At 72.3% G+C, this 23165-nt stretch carries 19 protein-coding genes; 3 read left to right on the top strand and 16 right to left on the bottom strand.

Features of this window, described 5'->3' with window-relative positions; translation table 11 throughout:
* Position 1: 1 nt before the first annotated feature.
* The 5 genes from OHT74_RS08240 to OHT74_RS08220 all read right to left on the bottom strand — a co-directional run bounded on the left by OHT74_RS08240 (position 2) and on the right by OHT74_RS08220 (position 7606).
* The gene (locus OHT74_RS08240) at positions 2-976 is read right to left on the bottom strand and encodes an HpcH/HpaI aldolase/citrate lyase family protein (RefSeq protein WP_030292956.1); all 975 of its coding nucleotides are present in this window, start codon (positions 974-976) and stop codon (positions 2-4) included.
* A complete protein-coding gene (locus OHT74_RS08235) occupies positions 973-3024 on the bottom strand; it encodes a protein meaA (protein WP_266662095.1) in 2052 nt (683 codons plus the stop codon). Before OHT74_RS08235 ends, OHT74_RS08240 begins: the two co-directional genes overlap by 4 nt.
* Before the next feature lie 31 nt (positions 3025-3055).
* Complete coding sequence (gene ccrA / locus OHT74_RS08230; protein ID WP_266662093.1) at positions 3056-4393, bottom strand: crotonyl-CoA carboxylase/reductase; 1338 nt, start codon at positions 4391-4393, stop codon at positions 3056-3058.
* Positions 4394-4806: 413 nt separating this feature from the next.
* Positions 4807-5628 (bottom strand): TetR family transcriptional regulator, encoded by an 822-nt coding sequence (locus tag OHT74_RS08225; RefSeq protein ID WP_328619869.1) that lies wholly within the window; start codon positions 5626-5628, stop codon positions 4807-4809.
* Between the two features lie 175 nt (positions 5629-5803).
* The gene (locus OHT74_RS08220) at positions 5804-7606 is read right to left on the bottom strand and encodes a 3-hydroxyacyl-CoA dehydrogenase family protein (RefSeq protein ID WP_328619868.1); all 1803 of its coding nucleotides are present in this window, start codon (positions 7604-7606) and stop codon (positions 5804-5806) included.
* Between the two features lie 412 nt (positions 7607-8018).
* On the opposite strand from OHT74_RS08220, the gene OHT74_RS08215 reads away from it, so the two are divergent.
* The gene (locus OHT74_RS08215) at positions 8019-8570 is read left to right on the top strand and encodes an adenylosuccinate lyase (RefSeq protein WP_266662087.1); all 552 of its coding nucleotides are present in this window, start codon (positions 8019-8021) and stop codon (positions 8568-8570) included.
* A 13-nt stretch (positions 8571-8583) separates the two neighbouring features.
* Positions 8584-9009: a RidA family protein gene (locus tag OHT74_RS08210; RefSeq protein ID WP_266662085.1), complete on the top strand. Its 426-nt coding sequence runs from the start codon at positions 8584-8586 to the stop codon at positions 9007-9009.
* A gap of 6 nt (positions 9010-9015) precedes the next feature.
* On the opposite strand, the gene OHT74_RS08205 is transcribed toward OHT74_RS08210, so the two are convergent.
* The 8 genes from OHT74_RS08205 to OHT74_RS08170 form a co-directional block, all read right to left on the bottom strand.
* Positions 9016-10446, bottom strand: coding sequence for an acyltransferase family protein (locus OHT74_RS08205; protein ID WP_328619867.1), 1431 nt, complete (start codon positions 10444-10446; stop codon positions 9016-9018).
* Between the two features lie 142 nt (positions 10447-10588).
* Positions 10589-12190, bottom strand: coding sequence for an alpha/beta hydrolase (locus OHT74_RS08200; RefSeq protein ID WP_328619866.1), 1602 nt, complete (start codon positions 12188-12190; stop codon positions 10589-10591).
* Between the two features lie 112 nt (positions 12191-12302).
* The gene (locus OHT74_RS08195) at positions 12303-13343 is read right to left on the bottom strand and encodes an Rv2578c family radical SAM protein (RefSeq protein ID WP_328619865.1); all 1041 of its coding nucleotides are present in this window, start codon (positions 13341-13343) and stop codon (positions 12303-12305) included.
* Positions 13344-13619: 276 nt separating this feature from the next.
* On the bottom strand, positions 13620-13820 hold the full coding sequence (locus OHT74_RS08190; RefSeq protein WP_328619864.1) for a hypothetical protein: 201 nt from the start codon (positions 13818-13820) through the stop codon (positions 13620-13622).
* A 43-nt stretch (positions 13821-13863) separates the two neighbouring features.
* Complete coding sequence (locus OHT74_RS08185; protein WP_266662075.1) at positions 13864-14181, bottom strand: hypothetical protein; 318 nt, start codon at positions 14179-14181, stop codon at positions 13864-13866.
* Between the two features lie 306 nt (positions 14182-14487).
* Positions 14488-16482: a DUF5107 domain-containing protein gene (locus tag OHT74_RS08180; RefSeq protein ID WP_328619863.1), complete on the bottom strand. Its 1995-nt coding sequence runs from the start codon at positions 16480-16482 to the stop codon at positions 14488-14490.
* 134 nt (positions 16483-16616) lie between these two features.
* Positions 16617-17516: an arginase family protein gene (locus tag OHT74_RS08175; protein ID WP_328619862.1), complete on the bottom strand. Its 900-nt coding sequence runs from the start codon at positions 17514-17516 to the stop codon at positions 16617-16619.
* A gap of 4 nt (positions 17517-17520) precedes the next feature.
* Positions 17521-18099 (bottom strand): GNAT family N-acetyltransferase, encoded by a 579-nt coding sequence (locus tag OHT74_RS08170; RefSeq protein ID WP_266662069.1) that lies wholly within the window; start codon positions 18097-18099, stop codon positions 17521-17523.
* Between the two features lie 11 nt (positions 18100-18110).
* On the opposite strand from OHT74_RS08170, the gene OHT74_RS08165 reads away from it, so the two are divergent.
* Entirely contained in the window at positions 18111-18857 is a 747-nt protein-coding gene (locus tag OHT74_RS08165; protein WP_328619861.1) for a hypothetical protein, read from the top strand.
* Here the strand turns inward: OHT74_RS08165 and OHT74_RS08160 are convergent.
* From OHT74_RS08160 to OHT74_RS08150, 3 genes are read right to left on the bottom strand one after another with little or no spacing between them, the layout of a single operon-like run.
* A complete protein-coding gene (locus tag OHT74_RS08160; RefSeq protein WP_328619860.1) occupies positions 18854-20848 on the bottom strand; it encodes a prolyl oligopeptidase family serine peptidase in 1995 nt (664 codons plus the stop codon). The genes OHT74_RS08165 and OHT74_RS08160 overlap by 4 nt on opposite strands.
* Positions 20849-20861: 13 nt before the next feature.
* Entirely contained in the window at positions 20862-22262 is a 1401-nt protein-coding gene (locus tag OHT74_RS08155) for a M20/M25/M40 family metallo-hydrolase (protein ID WP_328619859.1), read from the bottom strand.
* Between the two features lies 1 nt (position 22263).
* Positions 22264-23097 (bottom strand): M55 family metallopeptidase, encoded by an 834-nt coding sequence (locus OHT74_RS08150; RefSeq protein ID WP_328619858.1) that lies wholly within the window; start codon positions 23095-23097, stop codon positions 22264-22266.
* Positions 23098-23165 lie beyond the last annotated feature (68 nt).

The raw sequence follows: 23165 nt of genomic DNA, 5'->3' as shown, positions 1-23165 counted from the left end.
ATCAGGCCTCCGGGATCTCGAACTTGGTGGTGCGCTGCATCCCGGCCGCGCGGCCCTTGCCCGCGATGACCAGGGCCATCTTGCGGCTGGCCTCGTCGATCATCTCGTCGCCGAGCATGGCCGAGCCCTTCTTGCCGCCGGCCTCGGAGGTGCACCAGTCGTACGCGTCGAGGATCAGCTCGGAGTGGTCGTAGTCCTCCTGGGAGGGGGAGAAGACCTCGTTCGCCGCGTCGACCTGGCCCGGGTGCAGCACCCACTTGCCGTCGAAGCCCAGCGCCGCTGCCCGGCCCGCCACCTCGCGGTACGCGTCCACGTCGCGGATCTGGAGGAAGGGGCCGTCGATCGCCTGGAGGTTGTGCATGCGGGCCGCCATCAGGATCCGCATCAGGATGTAGTGGTACGCGTCCGCCGGGTAGCCGGGCGGCTGCATGCCCACGACCAGCGACTTCATGTTGATCGAGGCCATGAAGTCGGCCGGGCCGAAGATGATCGTCTCCAGCCGCGGCGAGGCGGCCGCGATCTCGTCGACGTTGACCAGGCCCTTGGCGTTCTCGATCTGCGCCTCGATGCCGATCTTGCCGACCTCGAAGCCCATGGTCTTCTCGATCTGGGTCAGCAGCAGGTCCAGCGCCACGACCTGCTGGGCGTCCTGGACCTTCGGCAGCATGATGCAGTCGAGGTTCTGGCCCGCACCTTCCACGACCGTGATGACGTCGCGGTACGTCCAGTGCGTGGTCCAGTCGTTGACGCGCACGACCCTGGTCTTGCCGGTCCAGTCGCCGTTGTTCAGTGCGTCCACGATCGTGTGGCGGGCGCCCTCCTTGGCCAGCGGGGCGCAGGCGTCCTCGAGGTCGAGGAAGACCTGGTCGGCCGGCAGGCCCTGGGCCTTCTCCAGGAACCGCGGGTTCGATCCCGGAACCGCGAGGCAGGAGCGGCGGGGCCGCAGCCGGTTCACGGGAGACGTGGGCGTGGTCATGCGGGGACCTCCAGAGGGTCGAGCTTGTTCGCTTTCCGGATCTCGTCGACGATACGGCCGATGATCTCCGTGATACCGAAGTCCTTGGGTGTGAAGACGGCGGCGACTCCGGCCGCCTTGAGGGCGATGGCATCGGCGTTCGGAATGATGCCGCCGAGCACGACGGGGATGTCACCCGCCCCCGCCGTACGGAGGCGTTCCAGCACGTCCGGCACGAGCGCGCTGTGCGAACCGGACAGGATGGACAGTCCCACGCAGTGCACGTCCTCGGCCAGCGCCGCCGAGGAGATCTCCTCGGGCGTCAGCCGGATGCCCTGGTAGACCACCTCGAAACCGGCGTCGCGGGCCCGTACGGCGATCTGCTCGGCGCCGTTGGAGTGCCCGTCCAGGCCGGGCTTGCCGACCAGCAGGCGCAGCCGGCCGGAGCCCAGGTCCTCGGCGGTACGGGCGACCTTCTCGCGGACGTGGGCCATCGGCGTGCCGGCCTCCGCGGTGACGGCCACCGGGGCCGAGGAGACCCCGGTCGGGGCGCGGAACTCGCCGAACACCTCGCGCAGTGCGTTCGCCCACTCGCCGGTGGTGACACCGGCGCGGGCGCACTCCAGGGTGGCCTCCATCAGGTTCTCGGTCCCGGCCGCGGCCTGCTTCAGCCGGTCCAGGGCCTGCATCACCGTCGGGAAGACGAACGGGTCGCCGTTCCCCTGCCGGTCCGAGGACTCCTGACGCTCCTCGCGCCAGCGGCCGATGCGCTCGACGGTCAGGGCCTCCGTCGCCGGGTCCACCGTCATGATGGCGCCGTCCAGGTCGGCGGTGAGCGGGTTCTCCTCGGTCTGCTGGAAGCAGTTGACGCCGACGATCTTGTCCTCGCCGGCCTCGATCCGGGCGCGGCGCTCGGCGTGCGAGGAGACCAGCTCGCCCTTCAGGTACCCGGACTCGACGGCGGCCATCGCGCCGCCCATCTCCTGGATCCGGTCGATCTCGGCCAGGCAGTCGGCGACCAGGGAGTCGACTTTGGCCTCGATGACGTGGGATCCGGCGAAGATGTCCTCGTACTCCAGCAGGTCGCTCTCGTGCGCCAGGACCTGCTGGATGCGCAGCGACCACTGCTGGTCCCAGGGCCGGGGCAGGCCCAGCGCCTCGTTCCAGGCGGGCAGCTGCACGGCGCGGGCGCGGGCGTCCTTGGAGAGCGTGACCGCCAGCATCTCCAGCACGATGCGCTGGACGTTGTTCTCCGGCTGAGCCTCGGTCAGGCCCAGGGAGTTGACCTGGACGCCGTAGCGGAAGCGACGCTGCTTCTCGTTCTCGATGCCGTAGCGCTCGCGGGTGACCTTGTCCCAGATGCGGCCGAAGGCGCGCATCTTGCACATCTCCTCGACGAAGCGGACGCCCGCGTTCACGAAGAACGAGATACGGGCGACCACCTCGCCGAAACGATCCTCCGGGACCTGGCCCGAGTCGCGCACCGAGTCCAGCACGGCGATCGCGGTCGACATCGCGTACGAGATCTCCTGGACCGGGGTGGCCCCGGCCTCCTGGAGGTGGTACGAGCAGATGTTGATCGGGTTCCACTTCGGGATGTGGTTGACCGTGTACGCGATCATGTCCGTCGTCAGGCGGAGCGAGGGCCCGGGCGGGAAGACGTGCGTCCCGCGCGAGAGGTACTCCTTGACGATGTCGTTCTGGGTGGTGCCCTGGAGCAGGGCGATGTCCGCGCCCTGCTCCTCGGCGGCCACCTGGTAGAGCGCCAGCAGCCACATGGCGGTGGCGTTGATCGTCATCGAGGTGTTCATCTGCTCCAGGGGGATGTCCTGGAACAGCCGCCGCATGTCGCCCAGATGGGAGACCGGGACCCCGACCCGGCCCACCTCGCCGCGGGCGAGGATGTGGTCGGGGTCGTAGCCGGTCTGCGTCGGAAGGTCGAACGCGACCGACAGGCCGGTCTGGCCCTTGGCGAGGTTGCGGCGGTACAGCTCGTTGGACGCCTCGGCCGTGGAGTGGCCGGCGTACGTCCGCATGAGCCACGGACGGTCTTTCTGGCGCTCTGTCATCTCAGGCTGTCCCTTTGGCCCTTGAACGGTCTCAGATGTTCCGGAAACGGTTGATCGCCTCGAGGTGCGTCGCGCGCATCTCGTGGTCGCGGACACCGAGGCCCTCCTCGGGGGCGAGGGCGAGCACGCCGACCTTGCCCTGGTGGAGGTTGCGGTGGACGTCGTACGCGGCCTGGCCCGTCTCCTCGAGGGAGTAGACCTTGGACAGCGTGGGGTGGATCTTGCCCTTGGCCACCAGGCGGTTGGCCTCCCAGGCCTCGCGGTAGTTGGCGAAGTGCGAGCCGACGATCCGCTTGAGCGACATCCACAGGTAGCGGTTGTCGTACTCGTGGTTGTAGCCCGAGGTCGAGGCGCAGGTGACGATGGTGCCGCCCTTGCGGGTGACGTACACGGAGGCGCCGAAGGTCTCGCGGCCCGGGTGCTCGAAGACGATGTCCACGTCCTCGCCGCCGGTCAGCTCGCGGATGCGCTTGCCGAAGCGCTTCCACTCCTTCGGGTCCTGGGTGTGCTCGTCCTTCCAGAACTTGTAGCCCTCGGCGCTGCGGTCGATGATCGCGGTCGCGCCCATCGCGCGGCAGATGTCCGCCTTCTGCGCGCTGGAGACGACGCAGATCGGGTTGGCGCCGCCGGCCAGCGCGAACTGGGTGGCGTACGAGCCGAGTCCGCCGCTGGCGCCCCAGATCAGGACGTTGTCGCCCTGCTTCATGCCGGCGCCGTTGCGGGAGACCAGCTGGCGGTAGGCGGTGGAGTTGACCAGGCCGGGGGAGGCGGCCTCCTCCCAGCTCAGGTGGCCGGGCTTGGGCATCAGCTGGTTGGACTTGACGAGTGCGATCTCGGCGAGACCGCCGAAGTTCGTCTCGAAGCCCCAGATGCGCTGCTCGGGATCGAGCATCGTGTCGTTGTGGCCGTCCGAGGACTCCAGCTCGACCGAGAGACAGTGCGCGACGACCTCGTCGCCGGGCTTCCAGGCGTTGACGCCGGGGCCGGTGCGCAGCACGACGCCCGCGAGGTCCGAGCCGATGACGTGGTACGGGAGGTCGTGGCGCTTGGTGAGCTCCGACAGGCGCCCGTAGCGCTCCAGGAAGCTGAAGGTGGACACCGGCTCGAAGATCGAGGTCCACACGGAGTTGTAGTTGACCGACGAGGCCATGACGGCCACCAGGGCCTCGCCCGGGCCGAGCTCCGGCACGGGCACCTGGTCGAGGTGCAGGGACTTGCGCGGGTCCTTCTCGCGGGTGGTGAGCCCTGCGAACATCTCCGCCTCGTCCTTGTGCACGGTGATCGCGCGGTACGAGTCGGGGAGCGGCAGGGCCGCGAAGTCGGCGGCCGTAGCGGCCTGCGACTGGATCGCGTCCAGGATGTCCTTCACGGTGTGCCTCCGGCGAGCGCTGAGGGTGCGCTGAGGGATACGCGGGTGCGTGGAACGGGTGTGGTGTGGGTCGTGCGGTACTGCGAGTGCCGTCGGTCCGGCGGAGCTGTGGTGCTGGCGCGTGCCCGTGGTGAGGCGTGCGCGCGGTGCCTGGTGACGCAGGCATCCGGGGCGCGGTTCGTGCCGAGTGGGCGTGGACCGCGGGGACATCCGGACGAGATTCAACGTATGGCACCCCGTGTCACCCGGCAAGGCACCGCGTGCCAAAACTTTCTCTCATTTGCCTATTGACCTGCGCAGATGAGCGATGATCGATCAGAGTTACCCGTGAGTAGGGGCAAGTCGGACAAACAAAAGCGGCCGCCCCCGGAACGGGGGCGGCCACTGTGATGTGTGTGACTCGACGGGTGTGACTACTGCTTGTTCCTCAGCGCTTCCTCGATGGTCCGCATGACCTCGTCGAGCGGGGCGTCCGTACGGGCCACCGCCACCAGCACCTCGCCCTGCGTGCGGACCGCCGCCGGCGCGGCCGGGGCCGGCGCCGTGCCCAGGGTCCGGCCCGCGCCGATCCCCGTACCGAAGGTCTTCCGCACGATCGAGAAGGCGTGGTCCAGCTGCGCCTCCACGTCCCCCTGGCCACCCGCCCGCAGCCAGCGCCGCAGCACGTGGTTGTGGGCCGTGACGACCGCCGAGGCGGCCACCTCGGCCAGCAGCGGGTCGTCGTTGCCGTCGTGGTGGTCGGTCTCGTCGAAGTGGGCCAGCAGATAGCGGGTGAACAGCCGCTCGTACCGGGCCACCGAGGCGATCTCCCGCTCCCGCAGCGCCGGCACCTCGCGGGTCAGCCGGTAGCGCTCCACCGACACCGCCGGCGAGGCGGCGTACATCTTCATGACTTCCTTGATCCCGCGGCACACCGTGTCGAGCGGGTGCTCGTGCGCCGGGGCCACGTCCAGCACCGCCTCGGCCCTGGTCAGGGTGTCGTCGTGGTCCGGGAAGATCGCCTCTTCCTTGGAGCGGAAGTGCCGGAAGAAGGTCCGGCGCGCCACCCCCGCCGTCGCCGCGATCTCGTCGACCGTCGTCGCCTCGTACCCCTTGGTCGCGAACAGCTCCATCGCGGCGGCGGCGAGCTCACGGCGCATCTTGAGCCGCTGCGCGGCCGCCTTGGTGCCGGCCGTGCTCTCCGGGCTGTCGGAGGCCGTGGCGGTGCGGGGCGAGGTCTTGGCGGGCTGGGACATGGATCGAAAGTACTTCATTTGCGCAGGGGAGCGCGCCTGAGGGGGGTGGGACGGGGGTGGATGCGGGGGAGAGCCCGCACTGGGCTCGGAAGGTATGGCCTGCCGTGAGGGTCCGGCAGACCCGAGCAGCCCTCCCCACGCATCCGGCTCTTGGGGCACCTGGCCAGGGCGCTGCTTACCGGCGGGCGTACTCACGGAATCCGCGGCCGGTCTTCCGGCCCAGGCAGCCCGCCGCCACCAGGTGCTCCAGCAGCGGGGACGGGGCCAGTCCCGGGTCGCGGAACTCCTTGTGGAGGACCTTCTCGATCGCCAGCGAAACGTCCAGACCGACGACGTCGAGGAGCTCGAACGGCCCCATCGGGTAGCCGCCGCCCAGCTTCATGGCGGCGTCGATGTCGTCGAGGCTGGCGTAGTGCTGCTCGACCATCTTGACGGCGTTGTTCAAGTACGGGAACAGCAGCGCGTTCACGATGAAGCCGGCCCGGTCCCCGCAGTCCACCGGGTGCTTGCGCACCTTCGTGCAGATCTCGCGGACCGTGGCGTGCACGTCGTCGGAGGTCAGGACGGTCCGGACCACCTCGACCAGCTTCATCGCCGGCGCCGGGTTGAAGAAGTGCATGCCGATCACGTCCTGCGGACGCGAGGTCACGCGGGCGACCGCGATCACCGGCAGCGAGGAGGTGGTGGTGGCCAGCACCGCGCCCGGCTTGCAGACCTTGTCCAGGGCCGCGAACAGCTCCTGCTTGACCGCCAGGTCCTCCGCGACGGCCTCCACGGCCAGGTCCACGTCGGCGAACGCGTCCAGCGACCCGGCCGGGGTGATCAGGGCCAGCGTCTGCGCGGCGCCCTCCTCGGTCAGCCGGCCCTTGGACACCGCACGGCCCAAGGACTTGCCGATCGCGGCCTTCGCGGCGTCCGCCTTCTCCTGGCTGCGGGCGGCGAGCACCACCGCGAAGCCGGCCTGCGCGAAGACCTGCGCGATACCGCTCGCCATGGTGCCGGAGCCGGCCACGCCGACCGAGGCGACCGGACGGCCCTCGCCGAGCCGGGCCCCGTCCAGCGGGGTCTGCGCGTCGCGGACGATCGTGGAGCTGCCCGGCTCCTCGTACGTGTAGAAGCCGCGCCCGGACTTCTGCCCGGTCAGGCCGGCCTCGGCGAGGTGGCCCAGGATCGGGGCCGGGGCGTGCAGCCGGTCGCCGGAGGAGGAGTACATGGCCTCCAGGACGGTCCGGGCGGTGTCCACGCCGATCAGGTCGAGCAGCGCGAGCGGGCCCATGGGCAGGCCGCAGCCGAGCCGCATCGCCGCGTCGATGTCCTCGCGGGAGGCGTACTTCGACTCGTACATCGCGGCGGCCTGGTTGAGGTAGCCGAAGAGCAGGCCGTCGGCGACGAAGCCGGGGCGGTCGCCGACCGAGACGGGCTCCTTGCCGAGCTCGCGGGCCAGCACGGTGACCGCCTCGACCGCCGTCGGGGCGGTGAGGACGCTGGAGACGACCTCGACCAGCTTCATCGCCGGGGCCGGGTTGAAGAAGTGCAGGCCGAGGACGCGCTCGGGACGCTGCGACTCGGCGGCGAGCCGGGTCACCGACAGGGCGTTGGTACCGGTCGCCAGGATCGTGCCGGGCCGGACGATCGCGTCGAGCTCGCGGAAGAGGCGCTGCTTGACCTCGTAGTTCTCCGGGACGACCTCGATGACGAGATCGGCGTCGGCCGCGGCGGTCAGCTCGGTGAAGGTGCGGAAGCGGGCCAGAACGCCCTCCCGCTCCTGCTCGGTGAGGCGCTCGCGGGTCACCGAACGGGCCGTGGCGGCCGCGAGGGAGGCGGTGGCCCGGCGGGTGGCGGTGTCGCTGATGTCGATGCCGATGACCTCGCGGCCGGCCCGGGCGAGGACCTCGGCGATGCCGGTGCCCATCGTGCCGAGGCCGACGACGGCGATGGTCTGGAGGGGGGACTGACTGGACGTGGACGGAAGGTCCATCGCGGGACTCCAGTGGAAGAGGGTGACGACTGAGGGCGGCGCGCGGCGCACGACGCGCGGCAGAGATCCCGGCCCCGGGGAAGGGCGGGGCGGAGAGAGCGGCGGACCCTGTCCCGGGGCCACGCCGTACACGAGAAGCACTCGAGGCAGCGGAGGCACACGAGGTACGTGATGTACCCGGGGTGCCTGATGTGCCTGAGGTACCGAACACGAGGTACCGAACCGACTGGTACGGGGCGGCTGCGTCACCAGGCCGGCCTCGTACGTTGAAGGGAGCGTAACCCGCCGGTAACTGGCGCGCCAGAGCGCGGAGATGTGACCTGTACCGCCCAAATGTACCGATCATCGATCATCGATCACCCATCTGCGGAAACCCGCCGCGGCGGCGCCCCCACCCCCCTAGGGTGGCCGGGTGAACGACGTGCTGGAGCGCCTGCGAACGGAATCCGGGCAGTCCCCACCGTACGAGGAACTGCTCGCGGCGGACCCCGACGCGCTGGCGGCCTCCCTGACCTCCGCCGGGCTGCCGCTGTGGGCCCGCGAGCTGGCCGCCTACCGCCTCGGCCTGGCCGGGGACCGGCGGGCCTTCGAGCCGCTGGTGCTGCTGCTCAACCACCGGGACCCGCCACGCTGCGCGGCCGCCGCGGAGGCGCTCGCCGTACTGGGGGACCCGCGTACCGCCCGCGCGGCGGCCGCCCTCGCCACCAACACCCTGCGCACGGCCTACGCCCTCCAGCCCGTACGGCTGCTCACGGCCCTGCGCGCCCCCGAGTCGACGCCGGTCCTGATGGCCACCCTGGCCCGCCTGCTGTCCCCGCACGACCCCTACTGGCGGGTGGCCCTGGCCTGTGTCGAGGGACTCGGCGCCCTCGCCGACCCCCGGTCCCGCGAGGTGCTGACCCGGGCCCAGTCCCATCCGCGCCTCGCGGTGGCGGCGACGGCCGCGCTGCGCGCGCTCGGCTGACATGATCGCTCGCATGAGCGAACGCGACGACAGCCACATCACCCGCCTGGCCGCGCCGGAGGGCGTCCACCCCGGTACGGGCTACAGCCATGTCGCCTGGGGCACCGGGCGGTTCATCGCCGTCTCCGGCCAGTGCGCCTTCGACGAGCAGGGCGAGATCGTCGGCGCGGGCGACGCCTCCGCGCAGGCCCGCCAGGTGTTCGAGAACCTGCGGCGCTGCCTGGCAGCGGCCGGGGCGACCTTCGACGACGTCGTGAAGCTGACCTACTTCGTCACGGACGTCGCACACCTCCCGGCGGTACGCGAGGCACGCGACGCGGTCATCCCCGGCGACCGGCAGCCGGCCTCCTCGGCAGTCCAGGTCGCCGCCCTCTTCCGGCCCGAACTCCTGCTGGAGGTGGAGGCCTTCGCGGTGCTGCCGATGCCTGCGGACCGGTAGGCCGGGTCAGCGGGCCGAGGACGGTTCGCCCTGCACGGGGACGGCGGCGGGCCCGCGGCCCGCACCGCCCGGCTGCCGGGGCACCAGGATCACATCGGGCCCGGCCGCAGCCGCGGCCGGGGCGGCCGGGGCGGCCGTCGTGGCCGGGGAGGCCTGCGTGGACGGCCGGTGGCGCTCCGCCGCCCGCTGGACCCGCCGGCCGAGACGCTGCGCCGGCAGCTCCACCAGCCGGTACATCACATGGCTCGCGGCCAGCAGCACGGCGAGGAAGATCCCCGTCCAGGCGAACTTCCCGAGCGTCGACGAGGGCATCGGCGGAACTCCGAGCAGCGGCCCGAGGGTACGCAGCAGCGGGAAGTGCAGCAGGTACAGCGAGAAGCTGATCGCACCGAGCCAGGTCAGCACCTTCGGGAAGCGCCGGTTCCGCAGGAGGAAACCGAGGCCGAACAGGACCCAGGCCGCCAGGTAGGAGAGCGAGAAGGCCTTCCAGCCCGAGGTCCACGTGTGCACCTGGACCCCGTTCCGGTTGTACAGCCACCCGGCGAGCACGCCCGCGGCGACCACGAACCCGCAAGCGAGCAGGGCCGGGGCCCGGCGGAGCCCGCCGTGCTGCGCACGGAAGACCGCGGTGCCGGCGAACATCGTCGCGGGGATCAGCAAGGTCTCGAACGTCACCGCCCGGCTGTTCAGCGTGAGCAGCACCAGGCCGAGTCCGCCGAGCAGCACGGCGCCCGCCCCGGTCGGCTTCCGGTTGCCGCTGAGCACACCCCAGAAGCCCAGCAGGAAGACCGGGGTGACGATCAGCAGGAGCAGCCGGACCGAGCCGAGCTCCGTCAGCAGGAGCTGCGGGGCCAGGGCCGTGCCGATCGCCAGCGCGGCGCCGGCGAAGGCCACCGCGATCACGCCGCTGTGCCGGTGCAGGCCACGGGTGAACAGGGCGGTGACGAAGAAGTAGAAGACCATCTCGTAGCAGAGGGTCCAGGTGACGTTCATGCCGTTGCGGACGCCGAGCAGGTCCTGGAGCATCAGGCCGTTCGCGATCAGCGAGGCGACGTTGTCACCGGTGCGCAGCAGCGAGGTCGAGCCGTCCCCGGCCGGCAGCATCACGATCGAGGCGGCCAGCGCGACGATGAGCGCCGGGTAGATCCGGAAGATCCGGCCGATCCAGAAGGCCCGGACATCGCCCCGGCGCTCCAGCGAGGCCGGGATGATGTAGCCGCTGACGATGAAGAAGAGCATGACCCCGAACACACCGAGGTCGAAGTTCCGCCGGACCAGCTCGCCGAACGGCAGCATCCGCAGCACGTCGAAGTGGTGCAGGGCCACGACCAGGGCGGCGAAGCCGCGCAGCGCGTCCAGCCAGCCGAGCCGCGCGCCGGTGGCTGCCGGGGCCTCGGCGGTCTTCCGCCGAGCGAGTAGGGGTATGTGCTGCTTCACCGCAGGGACCCTAGCTCATACCCGGCCGGCCCGCCCCTGTTCACCGCAGCGTCGGGGACGGGCCGGGCGGAGCCGGTACGAGTGGCGTCGATCCGGGACGAACTCGGGCGAACCGGATTGCCCGCGAGCCGGCGAACCGCCCCTAGCCGCGGAAGCCCAGCAGGCCGTGCAGCGCCGCGCCGCCCGCGGACGGGGGCACCGCGCGGGTGGCCGCGGTCGGCTTCGGGGCCGCCTGGGAGGGGCAGGTCGCATCCGAGGCCCCGCCCGTCCGCAGGTACGCCGCCACCTTCTCGTCCAGGCACTTGTTGCCGCTGAGCGCGATCCCGTGGTTGCCGCCGCCCTCCTCGACCACCAGCGCCGAGCCCTTCAGCTTCCCCTTCATGCTCAGCGCCCCCTCGAACGGAGTCGCCGCATCGTCCGTCGCCTGGAGGAGCAGGGCCGGCGGGAGATCGGCGTTGGTCACGTCCGGCGCCGCCAGCGGCTCCGTCTGCCAGAACGCGCACGGGGCGTTGTACCAGGCGTTGTTCCAGGTCATGAACGGCGCCTTCGCATGGGTGCGCCACATGTCCGTGCGCCACTGGTTCCAGTCCGTCGGCCAGGCCGAGTCGCGGCACTGCACCGCCGTGTACACGCTGTAGCTGTTGCCTGCGGACGGCTCCACCGCCCCGAACCGCTCGTACGCCGCCACCAGCGGCTTCGGGTCTCCGGTCACCGCGTACGCCGAGAAGGCCTCGGCAAGGACCGGCCAGTAGCCGTTGTAGTAGCCGCCCGGCATGTAGGTGTCCTCCAGCTCCGACGGGCCCACCTTGCCGCCCGCCGGTGTCGTACGCAGGGCGTCCCGCATCGCGTACCAGCGCTCCTCGACCCCCGCCGGGTCGGTGCCGAGCTTGTACTTCTCGTCGTACTGGGCCACCCAGGCCAGGAAGGCCTTGTGGCGGGCGTCGAAGGCCTGGTCCTGCGCGAGGTTGTCCTCGTACCAGACCCCGCCCGGGTCGACCACGGAGTCCAGGACGAGGCGGTGCACCCGGTCCGGGTGGAGTTTGGCGTACACCGCGCCCAGGTAGGTCCCGTACGAGTAGCCGAAGTAGCTGACCTTCGCCGCGCCGAGGGCGGTGCGCAGCACCTCGATGTCGCGGGCGGCCGAGACGGTGCCGATGTAGGGGAGCACGTCCGCGTGCTTGGTCTGGCAGGACTCGGCGAAGGACTTCACCCGCTCCAGGTTGGCCTGCTCGGTCTGCAGGTCGCGCGGGACGGAGTCCGGACGTACGGGGGTGAAGTGGCCGGGCCCGCAGTCGAGGGTGGGCTCGCTCTTGCCGACGCCCCGCGGGTCGAAGCCGATCACGTCGTACTGGGCGGCGACGTCCTTGGGCAGCGCGGAGGCGATGAACCCGGCCAGCGCCCGGCCGCTGCCGCCGGGGCCGCCGGGGTTGACCAGCAGCGGGCCCTGGGAGGTGCGGGCGGTGTGCGGGACCCGGGTCAGGGCCAGGGAGATCTGGCGGCCCGCGGGCCGGTCGTGGTCCAGCGGGACCTTGAGGGAGGCGCACTGCAGCGTCGGGTAGCGCTGGGTCGCACAGCCGGTCCAGCGCAGCGCGGCGGGCGCGGCGGCGGCGCGGGCCGGCGCCGCTGCCGTCGGCGTGGCACCGGCCGGGCTCGTGACGACGGCGGCCACCGTCGCGGTGGCGATCGAGAGCAGGACGGCGGCGCGCTTCGTGAAGGGGCCGCGCTTCTTCGCGGGGTGCAGCATGGGGCCTCCCAGCCGAGGGTTCTGGGCGGAATCGTCCCGGAAACCGTGCCTGGAAGGCGGGATTGGGCTGCTGATTGGCCCGATGTGATGAGCTTTCAGGGGCCGTACGAGGTCACAGGAGGCTGAGCTGGGTGGGGCCGGCGGGCGCGGGCTCGGCCGGGCGTTCGAGGACGGCGACCCTGCGGGCCGCGGCCTGCCGGGAGGGGCCGATGCCGAATTCCGCCGCGAGCTCGTGGACTTGCCGGGTGATCCGCCGCTGGTACCAGGTGGGCGCGTACGCGCCGCCGGCGTACATCCGCTCGTACCGCTCGACCAGGTGGGGATGGTGGGCCCGCAGCCACGCCGTGAACCACTCGCGGGCGCCCGGCCGCAGATGGAGTACCAGGGGTGTCACGGAGGTCGCCCCGGACTCGGCGACGGCCCGCACCGTGGCCCGCAGCTGCTCGGGGGAGTCCCCGAGGAAGGGGATCACCGGGGCCATCAGCACCCCGCACTCGATCCCGGCGTCGGTCAGGGCCCGTACGGCGGCCAGCCGGGCGGCGGGGGAGGGCGTGCCGGGTTCGACCGTCCGCCACAGGGCGGTGTCGGTGAAGCCGACGGAGACGGAGATGCCGACGTCGGCGACGTCGGCGGCCTGCTGCAGGAGGGGGAGGTCGCGCAGGATGAGCGTCCCCTTGGTCAGGATGGAGAAGGGGTTGGCCCGCTCGGTCAGGGCCTCGATGATCCCGGGCATCAAACGGTAGCGTCCCTCGGCGCGCTGGTAGCAGTCGACGTTGGTGCCCATGGCGATGTGCGCGCCGGTCCACCGGCTCGAGGCGAGTTCGCGGCGCAGCAGCTCGGGGGCGTTGGTCTTGACGACGATCTGGGAGTCGAAGCCGATGCCGGTGTCGAGGTCGAGGTAGCTGTGGGTCTTGCGGGCGAAGCAGTACACGCAGGCGTGGCTGCATCCGCGGTACGGGTTGACCGTCCACTCGAACGGCATCCGCGAGGCCCCGGGCACCCGGTTGAGGACCGAGCGGGCGCGGATCTCGTGGAAGGTGATCCCGCGGAACTCGGGGGTGTCGAAGGTCCGCGTGACGACGGAGCCGGCTCCGAAGAGCGCCCCCGCGTTCGCCGTGGTCCCGGGTCCGTCGGTCAGATTGTCCCAGCGCATGAGCGCCTCCCTCGGTAGCTCGGCCCGAGAATAGAACAAACGTTCCCATGATCGTGCGGACGCCACTGCTGACGGTCCGGGTGGCGGGTGGCGGGTGGCGGGTGGTGGGTGGCGGGTGGCGGCGGCGACGACGCCGACCCGGTCCTGGCGTTCTTCTCGGCTGGGCCTGTCCGGCTTCTTCGGGGAGTGTGGACGGCGCGCCGTGCAATGCCGTCCGGCAGGCCGAGGCTCCTGCGGGACGGCATTGTTGTCACAGAGACGTGGAAAAGCTCAGGGCTACGCCCACTTCTTGTCGACCTTGATGGTGCCGTCCGCTCGCTTGACGGCCTTCCAGCCGTCGACGTGCTCGCCCTTGTCGGGGTGGTTCTTGTTCCTGTGAGGGGTGGCGTCGAAGTCGTCGTTGAAGGTGACCTCGGCGCCGACCGGCTCATTCTTCAGCAGTTTCTCCGCAACCTGCTTTGCTTCGTAGGAATTCACGTGGAGTGCCCTTTCGTTTGCGGATCACGTCAGTGGAAGCCGGCTACTGAGTCGCGAGCCTGAATTGCAGCTCTTGGATTTCCGGAAACAATTCCTTGTTCATGCGGTTGAGTGCTTGCAGGGCGAGTGAATTTCGCTGCAAACTTCTCACCTGGTCGGCACGCGTGTCCGGGGGGTTCGGCTTGCTGCGCCGGAACATTCCCTTGGGCTCCGGAGTGGGCGGAAGGAGCCTGGCGGCAGCGGAGGCGATGCTGTTTTCGTCATCGTGATCGCCGCGCTCGACAGCGGCAACGAAGGCCTTGAGTGTCTCGACTTCGGCAAATAGCTCGGCGAGCCTTGCCCGCATTTCATCTGGACTCATGGGTCGTCTTCTTCTGCTAGGCAATCAGCTGGCAGGAAGGTGTCCGGCAGGATCATACGGTTGGCCGATCATCGGCTGTTCGGTGCGAAGCTACCTGATGCCGGAGTACGCCGCCTAGGTGCGGTCATGCGGATACGAAGTCTTTACCCGGTCGGGTTGTTTCGAACGCAATACCTATTTCTGACCGCCCGTTCATCCTCGCTGAGCGGGGTATATGGCGCCCGGGCATCAGGAATCGCGGCGCCATGAGCGCCGAAATTGGCTCTCTTATCAGAAATGCCAGCGCGGTGTGCTGCGACCGGCGGCCTACGTCGGCGGGCGCATGCGGAAGTTGTACGACGGGGGGAGCGGGCGGTCCGTCATGCGGGTCCAGACCTCCGAGAGGATCTCGTCGCCCTCGCGGAGGTCGGGCAGTTCGAAGCCCTCCTCGAACACCCGGCGGGCCGCGCCCACATGGCCCTCCTCCGCCAGCAGCCGGGCGGCCAGCAGGCGGAACCGGCCCTCCTCGCGGAGCGCCGGCCGCAGCCGGTCCCACACCGCCCGCGCCGCCGGCAGGCGACCCGCCGCCAGCAGCGCCGTCATCGCCTCCCGCCCCAGCGCGGACTCCGCGGCCGTCCACGGCTCGCCGCCCCGGCTCTCCTCGGTCAGGTCCTCGAAGGCCTCGGCGAACCGCTGCGCGGCCCGCGCCGGGTCGCCGGCCAGCGCGTCCGCCACCGCCAGGCAGCGCAGCAGCGGCCACCGCGAGGGCGCCAGCGCCAGGCCGCGCTCCCAGCTGCGCACCGCCTGGGCCACATCGCCCGCATGCCACTGGGCCACGCCCAGGTGGTATTCGGTCAGCGGATCCGCCGGGGCGGTCTCCAGCATGTCCCGCCAGTGCAGGGCCACCAGGCTGGGCCCCGGCGGCGCCACCCGCCTCGGGGCGGGGAAGACCCCGGTACGCCACAGCTCCAGCCAGGGCGCCTGCGCCTCGCCGAGCCCCGCTCCCTCGAAGGGGGTGCCGGGCAGCTTGTGCCCGCCGCACAGCACCTCCAGCGCGCCCCACCCCGAGCCCGTGGCCAGCCGCTCCCCCGGTTCGGTGTCGGCGGACCCGCGCCACGCCTCGTACGCCTCCTCGACGCGCTCCCGGGGCAGGGCCGCAGCCAGGGCCGCTTCCGCGGCGGACCGGGCCGACGCCCAGTCGGGGCCGTGCACCGACGCCGGGTCCGCGGCCAGGGGCCCGTACGCCTCCAGCCAGCTGAACTCGGCCCCGGCCTCGAGCCGTACGTGCTCCAGCTGGGTCCGGGCGAGGCCGGCCTGGATCTCGGCGTAGCCGCCGGTGCCGGGCTCGGTCAGCCACTCCTGCCAGCGCCGGCCGCCCTCCCCCGCGCCCCAGACGAACAGCTTGCGTCCGCGCAGCCGGGCCGTGGACGTCTGGACGAGGCCGCGCCCCTCCGCGTCCAGCGAGGCGATCCAGGGCCGGGCCCCGGCCGGGACCTCGTAGAAGAAGTCGGCCGGGTACGTGCTGCGCAGCGGGTACGTGCGGTCCTCGCCCTCCCACTGCGGTACGGGGATCCGCCGCAGGGCCCGCTCGTACCCGAAGTGCCAGGCCTCGTCGGCGGGGGCGAGCACCCGGGTGCCGGGGTCCTCCGGGACGGCGATGTTGGACCACCAGTAGACGGGGGCGGACCGCTCGTGCGGGTTGCGGATGCGGACGCCGACGTACAGGAACTCCGAGTCCTCCGGCAGCCACAGGTCCACCTGGAACGGGAGGTCGCGCAGTCGCTCCCACTCCCAGAGCCGGACCATCACGCCCCCGTCGGGCGCCGGTACGAGCGCGGCGTGCAGCGGGGCGCAGGAGAGGGTGGTGTGGCCGGTGGCGCCGATGTTCCACTCGATGCCGCCTGAGAACCAGGCGCCGTTGAGTGCGAAGTTGGCGGGCTGGAACACCGGGTTGCGGTACAGCAGTTCACGGCCGGTGGGCACGTGCACGAGGGAGTGGACCCGGCCGCCGAGTCCGGGCAGCACGGTGACCCGCAGGTGTGCGTTCTCGATGACGACGGCCTCGAACTCGCGCTCCTGCCTGCGCCGTTGGTACCCGTCCAGCAGGCGTACGGGCAGCAGCGAGCGCAGCGGCCCGTAACCGATCTGCCGGGCCATGTCGCGCGGCAGCCCCTCGCGCCCGGGGGCACCTCCCGGCGGTAGCCGGGGGAGCCCGTCCAGTGCGTGCGCGTCGGCGGGCGCGCGCAGGACGGGCAGCGGGTTCTCGGGCCCCAAGGGGGCTGCGGGCAGGGTCAGTACGGCGCGGCGGACGGTGGTGGCCATGCAGGAAATGGAACACGCCACGGCGGCCGGTGCACAGGGGTTCCGCGGATCACCACCGGTCAGGATTACGCAAAGCCCTGGCCGGAGCGCTACCCGAACGACCCGGGCGACCCGGCCACTGCGAACGACCCCGCCTACGCGAACGCCCCCGCGACCAGGTCGGCGAGCAGCTCCCCGGCCCGCAGCTCCGGGTCGAGGTCCGGGTCGTAGATCGTGACGTTGAGCCCGATGCACCGCGGGGACCCCACCAACACGCCGAGCAGTTCGGACAGTTCGCCGGGGAGGAGTCCGCCCGGGTCGGGGCTGTCGACGGCGGGCATCACGGCCGGGTCCAGCACATCGGCGTCCAGGTGGACCCAGAACCCGTCGGTGTCCGGCCGATGCAGTCCGTCCAGCGCAGCGCGCGCCACCGGGGCGGCGCCGCGGGCCCGGATGTCCCCGACGGTGGCCGCGGAGATTCCCGCCGCGCGCAGCTCCGGCAGGTCCCCGTCGCCGTCGCGCAGTCCGAAGAGCCGTACGTCCTCGTCCCGGAGGTAGGGGCCGAGCCCGTCGAGGTCGGCCAGGTCGGCCTGGCCGCGGCCGGTGGCGAGCGCGAGCTCCTCCCCGGCGGCTGCCCCGACGGGCCCGTTGACGGCCTCGTTGCCGGGGTGGCGGAAGTCGGCGGAGCCGTCGATCGCGGCCAGCCCGTACCGCCCGAGGCGGCGCATGGCGAGGGAGGCGCCGAGCTGGATCGAGCAGTCCCCGCCGAGGACGACGGGGAACTCCCCGGCCCCCAGGTGCGCCCCGATGCGGTCGGCGAGGGCGAGCGTGTACGTGGCGAGGGGGCCGGCGTGGAAGACCCCGTCGCCCTCCTTCCAGCTGCCGCGGTCGTAGCGCGGCGGCACCACGACCCCGCCCTCGCGGGCGCCGAGCCGGCTCAGCAGGCCCTGGTCGCGCAGGGCGCCCGCCAGTTTGTAGACACCGGGGACGGTCCCGGGCGCGGACGGGCGCAGACCCAGGTTGGACGGGGCGTCGAGGAGAACCAGGCTTCGCATGCCTTCATCCTGCGCGATCGGCGCCCGCGGGACCACACATCTCGGCGGTGATCGCCCAGCGCTCGTGATCGCGCCAGGCCCCCTCGACGAAGAGGAAGTCCGGCGAGAACCCCTCCAGCCGGAACCCGGCCCCGCGCACCAGCGCGAGGGAGGCGGCGTTGCCCGGCTGGATGTTGGCCTCCAGCCGGTGCAGTCCCAGGCCGCCCTCGTCCTCGGGGGTGAAGGCGTACCCCACGACCAGCCGCAGCGCCTCCCGGAACAGCCCGCGCCCGGCGGCGTGCGCGAAGGCGCCGTAGCCGAGCGCCCCGCAGTCGAAGGCGCCGCGGACGATGTTGTTGACGTTGACGAACCCGGCGATGGCCCCGGTCTCGCGCTCGCAGACCAGGAACCCTGCCCGGCTCCCGCCCTCGATCAGGCGCGTCGCGTACGGCTCGTACTCCTCGATCGTCGCGGGCGGGGACAGCCACGGGCGGTGGAGGTCCCGGCTCTCGTGCACGCGTGCGGTGAACTCGGGGCCGTCGGCGAGCCGGAACGGCCGCAGGCCGACGTGCTCCCCCTCGCGGAGGTACGTGGAATATGACATTCGCCCAGGCTATGAGGTGTGGCAGGATCCCCGACGTGATCATCGACCTGGACACCGAAGAACTGCTGCGCGCGGCGGTACACAACAACGCCGAGTGGTGCGCGGCGGTCAGCGGCGGCGGCTCGTTCGCGGACGACGTATGGACCAGTGCGCTCCGCACCCCGCCGTACTACCCCGACGGCGTGACCCTGACCCGCGAGGCCTCGGCGGAAGCGCTGCTGGCCGGGATGGACACCGGCTCCCCCGGCTGCTCGGTCAAGGACAGCTTCGCCGTGCTCGACCTGGCCCCGTCGGGCTTCGAGGTCCTGTTCGCAGCAGAGTGGATCCACCGCCCGGCGCAGGCCCCGGCTCCGGTCCCGGCCACTGCTGCCACACCCGCACTGACCTGGTCCCGTGTCGCCGGCTCCGGGGAGCTGGCCGCCTGGGAGGCGGCGTGGGACGGCGGGGAGAGCACCGGCCTGTTCCACCCGGGCCTGCTCACCGAGGAGATCGCCTTCCTCGCCGGCCGGTCCGCCGACGGCCGCATCGTCGCCGGAGCCGCGGCCAACCGGACGGGCCGGGTCGTGGGCCTGTCCAACGTGTTCACTGCGGACGGCACCCCGGACGACGAGGCCTGGACGGGCGCCCTCGCCGCGGTCGCGGACCTCTGGCCCGGCCTCCCGGTCGTCGGCTACGAGGCCGGGGACGACCTCGACACCGCCGTCCGCCACGGCTTCGCCCCACTGGGCCCGCTCCGCGTCTGGCTGCGCAGCGCCTAGAGGGGTCTCGGCGCCAGCACCAGCTTCGGGACGTCCGTCCGGTCGAGGCCGAACACCTGCGTGTACAGGGAGAGTTCGGCCTCCAGTGCGCGGATCATGGTGTCCGCCCGCCGGAAGCCGTGGCCCTCGCCCTCGAAGGCGACGTACGCGTGCGGCACCGGGCGGCCCCGGAGCGCGGCCAGGAAGCGCTCCGCCTGGGCCGGCGGGCAGACCGGATCGTCCAGGCCCTGGAGCAGCACGAAGGGTGCGGTGATCCGGCCGGCGCGGGCCACCGGTGAGCGCTCGCGGCAGCGTACGGCCAGGGTCTGCGGCGGTCCGGCCAGGCCGTCGATGTACCGGGACTCCAGGTCGTGGGTCTCCTCGGCGAAGCCCAGCAGGTCCAGGACGGGGTAGATGATCGTCCCGCAGGCGTACAGGTCGGTGGCGGCCAGCGAGGCGGCCGCCGTCCAGCCACCCGCGCTGGCGCCCCGGATGGCGAGCCGGTCCGGGTCCGCGGTGCCCTCGGCGGCCAGCGCCCGGGCCACCGCCGCGCAGTCCTCCACGTCGACGACGCCCCACTGCTCGCGCAGCCGCTCCCGGTAGGCGCGCCCGTAGCCGCTGGAGCCGCCGTAGTTCACCTCGGCCACACCGATGCCGCGCGAGGTGAAGTAGGCGATGTGCAGGTCGAGTACGGGCGGCACGTGGTCGGTGGGGCCGCCGTGCGCCCACACCACGTACGGGGGCAGTTCGTCGGCGGGGGCCCGGCGCGCGGGGTGGTGCGGCGGGTAGACGTGGGCGTGGATCTCCCGGCCGCCCGGACCGAGGAAGGTCCGGCTCTGCGGTTCCGGGTAGTACGAGGGGTCCACCGGGTCCACCCCGGCCGCGCCGACCACCCGGGCGTGCCCGTCCCCGGTGTCGAGCTCCACCACCTCGTAGGCGCTGCGCGGGCTGGCGGCGACCCCGTACACGCGGCTGCCGTGCGCGGCGAGGGTCGGCTGCCAGGCCGTCCACGGCCCGGCGGCGTCCACCAGGTCGCCGCTCTCCGGGTCGAGGATGCCGAGCACCGAGGAGCCCTGGCCGTGCAGGACGGCGAGGAGGCCTCCGGGAAGCGGGGCGAGCCAGCTCAGCCCGGGTTTCCACAGGGGGCCGCCGAACTCCTCCTCGCGCGGGCACAGGTTGACGGCCTCGCCGGTCGCCGCATCCAGCCGGTACGGATTCCACCAGCCGCTGCGGTCGCTGACGGCGAGGAGGTCCCCGCCGGGGGTCCACTCCACCTGGGCCACGGACTCCTCGGGACCGCCGAGCACGGTACGGGCCCCGGTCAGCGTCCCGTCGGCCGCGACGTCGGCGAGGCGCACCTCGGTGCCGTCCCACGGCATCCGGGGGTGGTCCCACACCAGCCAGGCCGCGTGCAGCCCGTCGGGGGACAGCCGGGGTCCGGTGGTGAACCGGTGCCGGTCGTCGGTCAGTTCGCGGACGAGGGAGCGGTCCTCGGCGGCCGAGCCGTCCAGCGGTACGGCGGCCGGCACCCGGCGCACGTCGGTGGGCGCCGGGCCGGTGAACTCCTCGAGCACGCACCACACTTCACCGCCCCGCAGGACGGGGTCGGCCCAGCGCAGCCCGCCGCCGACCGCGGAGAGCGGGGTGAGGGGCCGCGGGGCGGAGCCGCCGGGCGCGTCGGGCTCGTACGCGTACATCCGCTGGTCGGCGAAGTGGACGAACACCACCAGGGGCCCGCCCGCGGACCGTTCGGTGCCCGCCCAGGGCCGGCCGCCGTACTCCGTGACGCGGCTGCGGACGTTCCACGGGGCGGGCAGCACCGAGGCCTCGGGGCCGCCGTCGGCGGGCCGGCGCACCAGGGTGCGGCGGCCGCCCTCGGCCGGCCGGGGCTCGGTCCACCACACCTCGGGGCCGACGGTGCCGAGGTACTCGGGCCGCCCGTCGAGCGAGGCGGCGACCGCCGCGTCGATGGGCGAGGGCCAGCTGCCGTAGGGCCCGGTCGCCGCCGCCATCACCGGCTCCCCCTCACAGGGTCCGCAGGGCGTGGTCGAGGACGCGCACGCCGAAGTGCAGGGCGTCGACGGGGACCCGCTCGTCCACGCCGTGGAAGAGGGACCAGTAGTCGAAGCCGGGCGGCAGTTTCAGCGGGGAGAAGCCGTATCCGGTGATCCCGAGCCGGGAGAACTGCTTGGCGTCGGTGCCGCCCGCCATACAGAACGGCACCACGTGGCCGTCGGGGTCGAAGCGCTCCACGGACTCGCGCAGGATCGCGAAGGTCCGCCCGTCCACGGGGGCTTCGAGGGCCGCCTCGCGGTGGTGGAACGCCCAGGTGACGTCGGGGCCGGTGAGTTCGTCGAGGGTGGCGATGAACTCGGCCTCGCTGCCGGGCAGCATCCGGCCGTCCACGTAGGCGGTGGCCGTACCCGGGACGACGTTGAGCTTGTAACCGGCGCTGAGCATGGTCGGGTTGGCGCTGTTGCGTGCCGTCGCCTCGACGAGGAGGCCGGCCGGGCCGAGTTTGCCGAGGACGGCATCGAGGTCGAAGTCTCGGGCCCGGGGGTCGACCGACAGGCCCTGGAGGGCGGCGAGTTCGGTGATGCAGGCGGCGACCGTGCCGGTGAGCCGGACGGGCCACCGGTACTCGCCGATCCGGGCCACGGCGGCGGCGAGCCGGCTGACGGCATTGGCCCGGTTGGGCTTGGAGCCGTGGCCGGTCGTGCCGTGGGCTGTCAACTTCAGCCAGGCGGTGCCACGTTCGCCGGCCGCGATCGGGTAGAGGGCCTGGCCGGGTCCGTTGTGCAGGGTGAAGGCGCCCGATTCGCTCAGGCCCTCCGTACAGCCCTCGAAGAGGTGCGGGTGCTGGTCGGCGAGGAACCCCGAGCCGTCGACCCCGCTGTCCTCCTCGTCCGCGGTGTAGGCGATCACGATGTCGCGGCGCGGCCGGCAGTGTTGCCCTCTCTTGGCTGCGCGCGCCCAGGCCCGTACGACGGCCAGCACCATCGCGTCCATGTTCTTCATGTCGACGGCGCCGCGGCCCCAGACCACCCCGTCGCGGATCTCGCCGGAGAAGGGGTCCACGCTCCAGTCGGCGGCCTCGGCGGGGACCACGTCGAGGTGGCCGTGGACGAGGAGGGCCTCCGCGCCGGGGTCGGTGCCCTCGATCCGGGCCACCACGTTGGTGCGGCCGGGCGTGCGTTCGAGCAGGACCGGCTCGAGGCCGGCTGCGGCGAGCCGCTCGGCGACGTACTCGGCGGCGGGGCGCTCGCGGCAGTCGCCGCCGCCCCGGTTCGTGGTGTCGATGCGGATCAGGCCGGAGGTGAACTCGACGGCTTCGTCGAGCGCCACCCGGTCGACGGGGGACTCCGAGGCGGAGGGCTCCCCGGTGGGCGTCTCCTCGGCCGGGCGCTGGGGGGTGACTGCGGGCATGTCAGCCATACTGCTCCTCCACGGCTGCCGAGACGACCGTCGTGACCGCCTTGAAGGTCCGGATCCCCTCGTACATCGTCTCGCTGGTGTACGCGACCCTGCGTTCTCCGGAGCCTTCGACGCCCGGGACGACGGTCGCGGCCATCGCCAGGTGCTCGGCGTCGAACTCCAGCTCCACGGTGTACGGCCCGCCGCGCGTGGGTTCCCGCCGTACGGCGAGGGCCGCGGCCTCCTTGGCTGCGGCCCGGATGTCGGCGGCGGTACGGGCCGGGGTGCGGCAGACGGCGGCGTAGCGGGAGACGTGGTCCTTGACGGCGACCTTCACCGCGTCCGGGGCGTAGCCGTCGGCGTCGATGCAGGTCAGGTCGTCGCCGGTGACGAGGACCACCGGCACTCCGTACTCGGCGACGACGTGGGCGTTGAGCAGTCCCTCGCTCGCGCGGATGCCGTTCAGCCAGACCCCGGTGATGGAGTTGGCGAGGTAGGTGTGGGCGAGGACGCCCGGCGTTCCGGCGCCGGTGTGGTAGCCGACGAAGGCGATGCCGTCGACGTCGCCGTGCTGGACCCCCTCGACCATGGTGAGGGACTTGTGGCGGCCGGTGAGCATCTCGGCCCGCTCGTCGAGCTGTTCGAGCAGCAGGTTCCGCATGGACCAGTGGGCCTCGTTGATGAGGACCCGGTCGGCGCCGCCGTCGAGGAAGCCGAGTGCGGCCGCGTTCACGTCGGAGGTGAAGAGGTGGCGGCAGCGCTCCCACTCGGGCGTGCCGGGCAGGACGTCGGCGGGCCAGGTGACGCCCGTGGCGCCTTCCATGTCGGCGGAGACGAGGATCTTCATCGGGCCCCCCGGGCGGTCGGCTGCCACGGCGCGGCCGACACGGACGGAGCCGCCCACGCAGGCTTCCA

Origin of the sequence: Streptomyces sp. NBC_00354 (assembly GCF_036106915.1) — a bacterium.
Taxonomy (GTDB): Bacteria; Actinomycetota; Actinomycetes; order Streptomycetales; family Streptomycetaceae; genus Streptomyces.
This window is presented reverse-complemented; position numbering and strand designations above follow the sequence as displayed.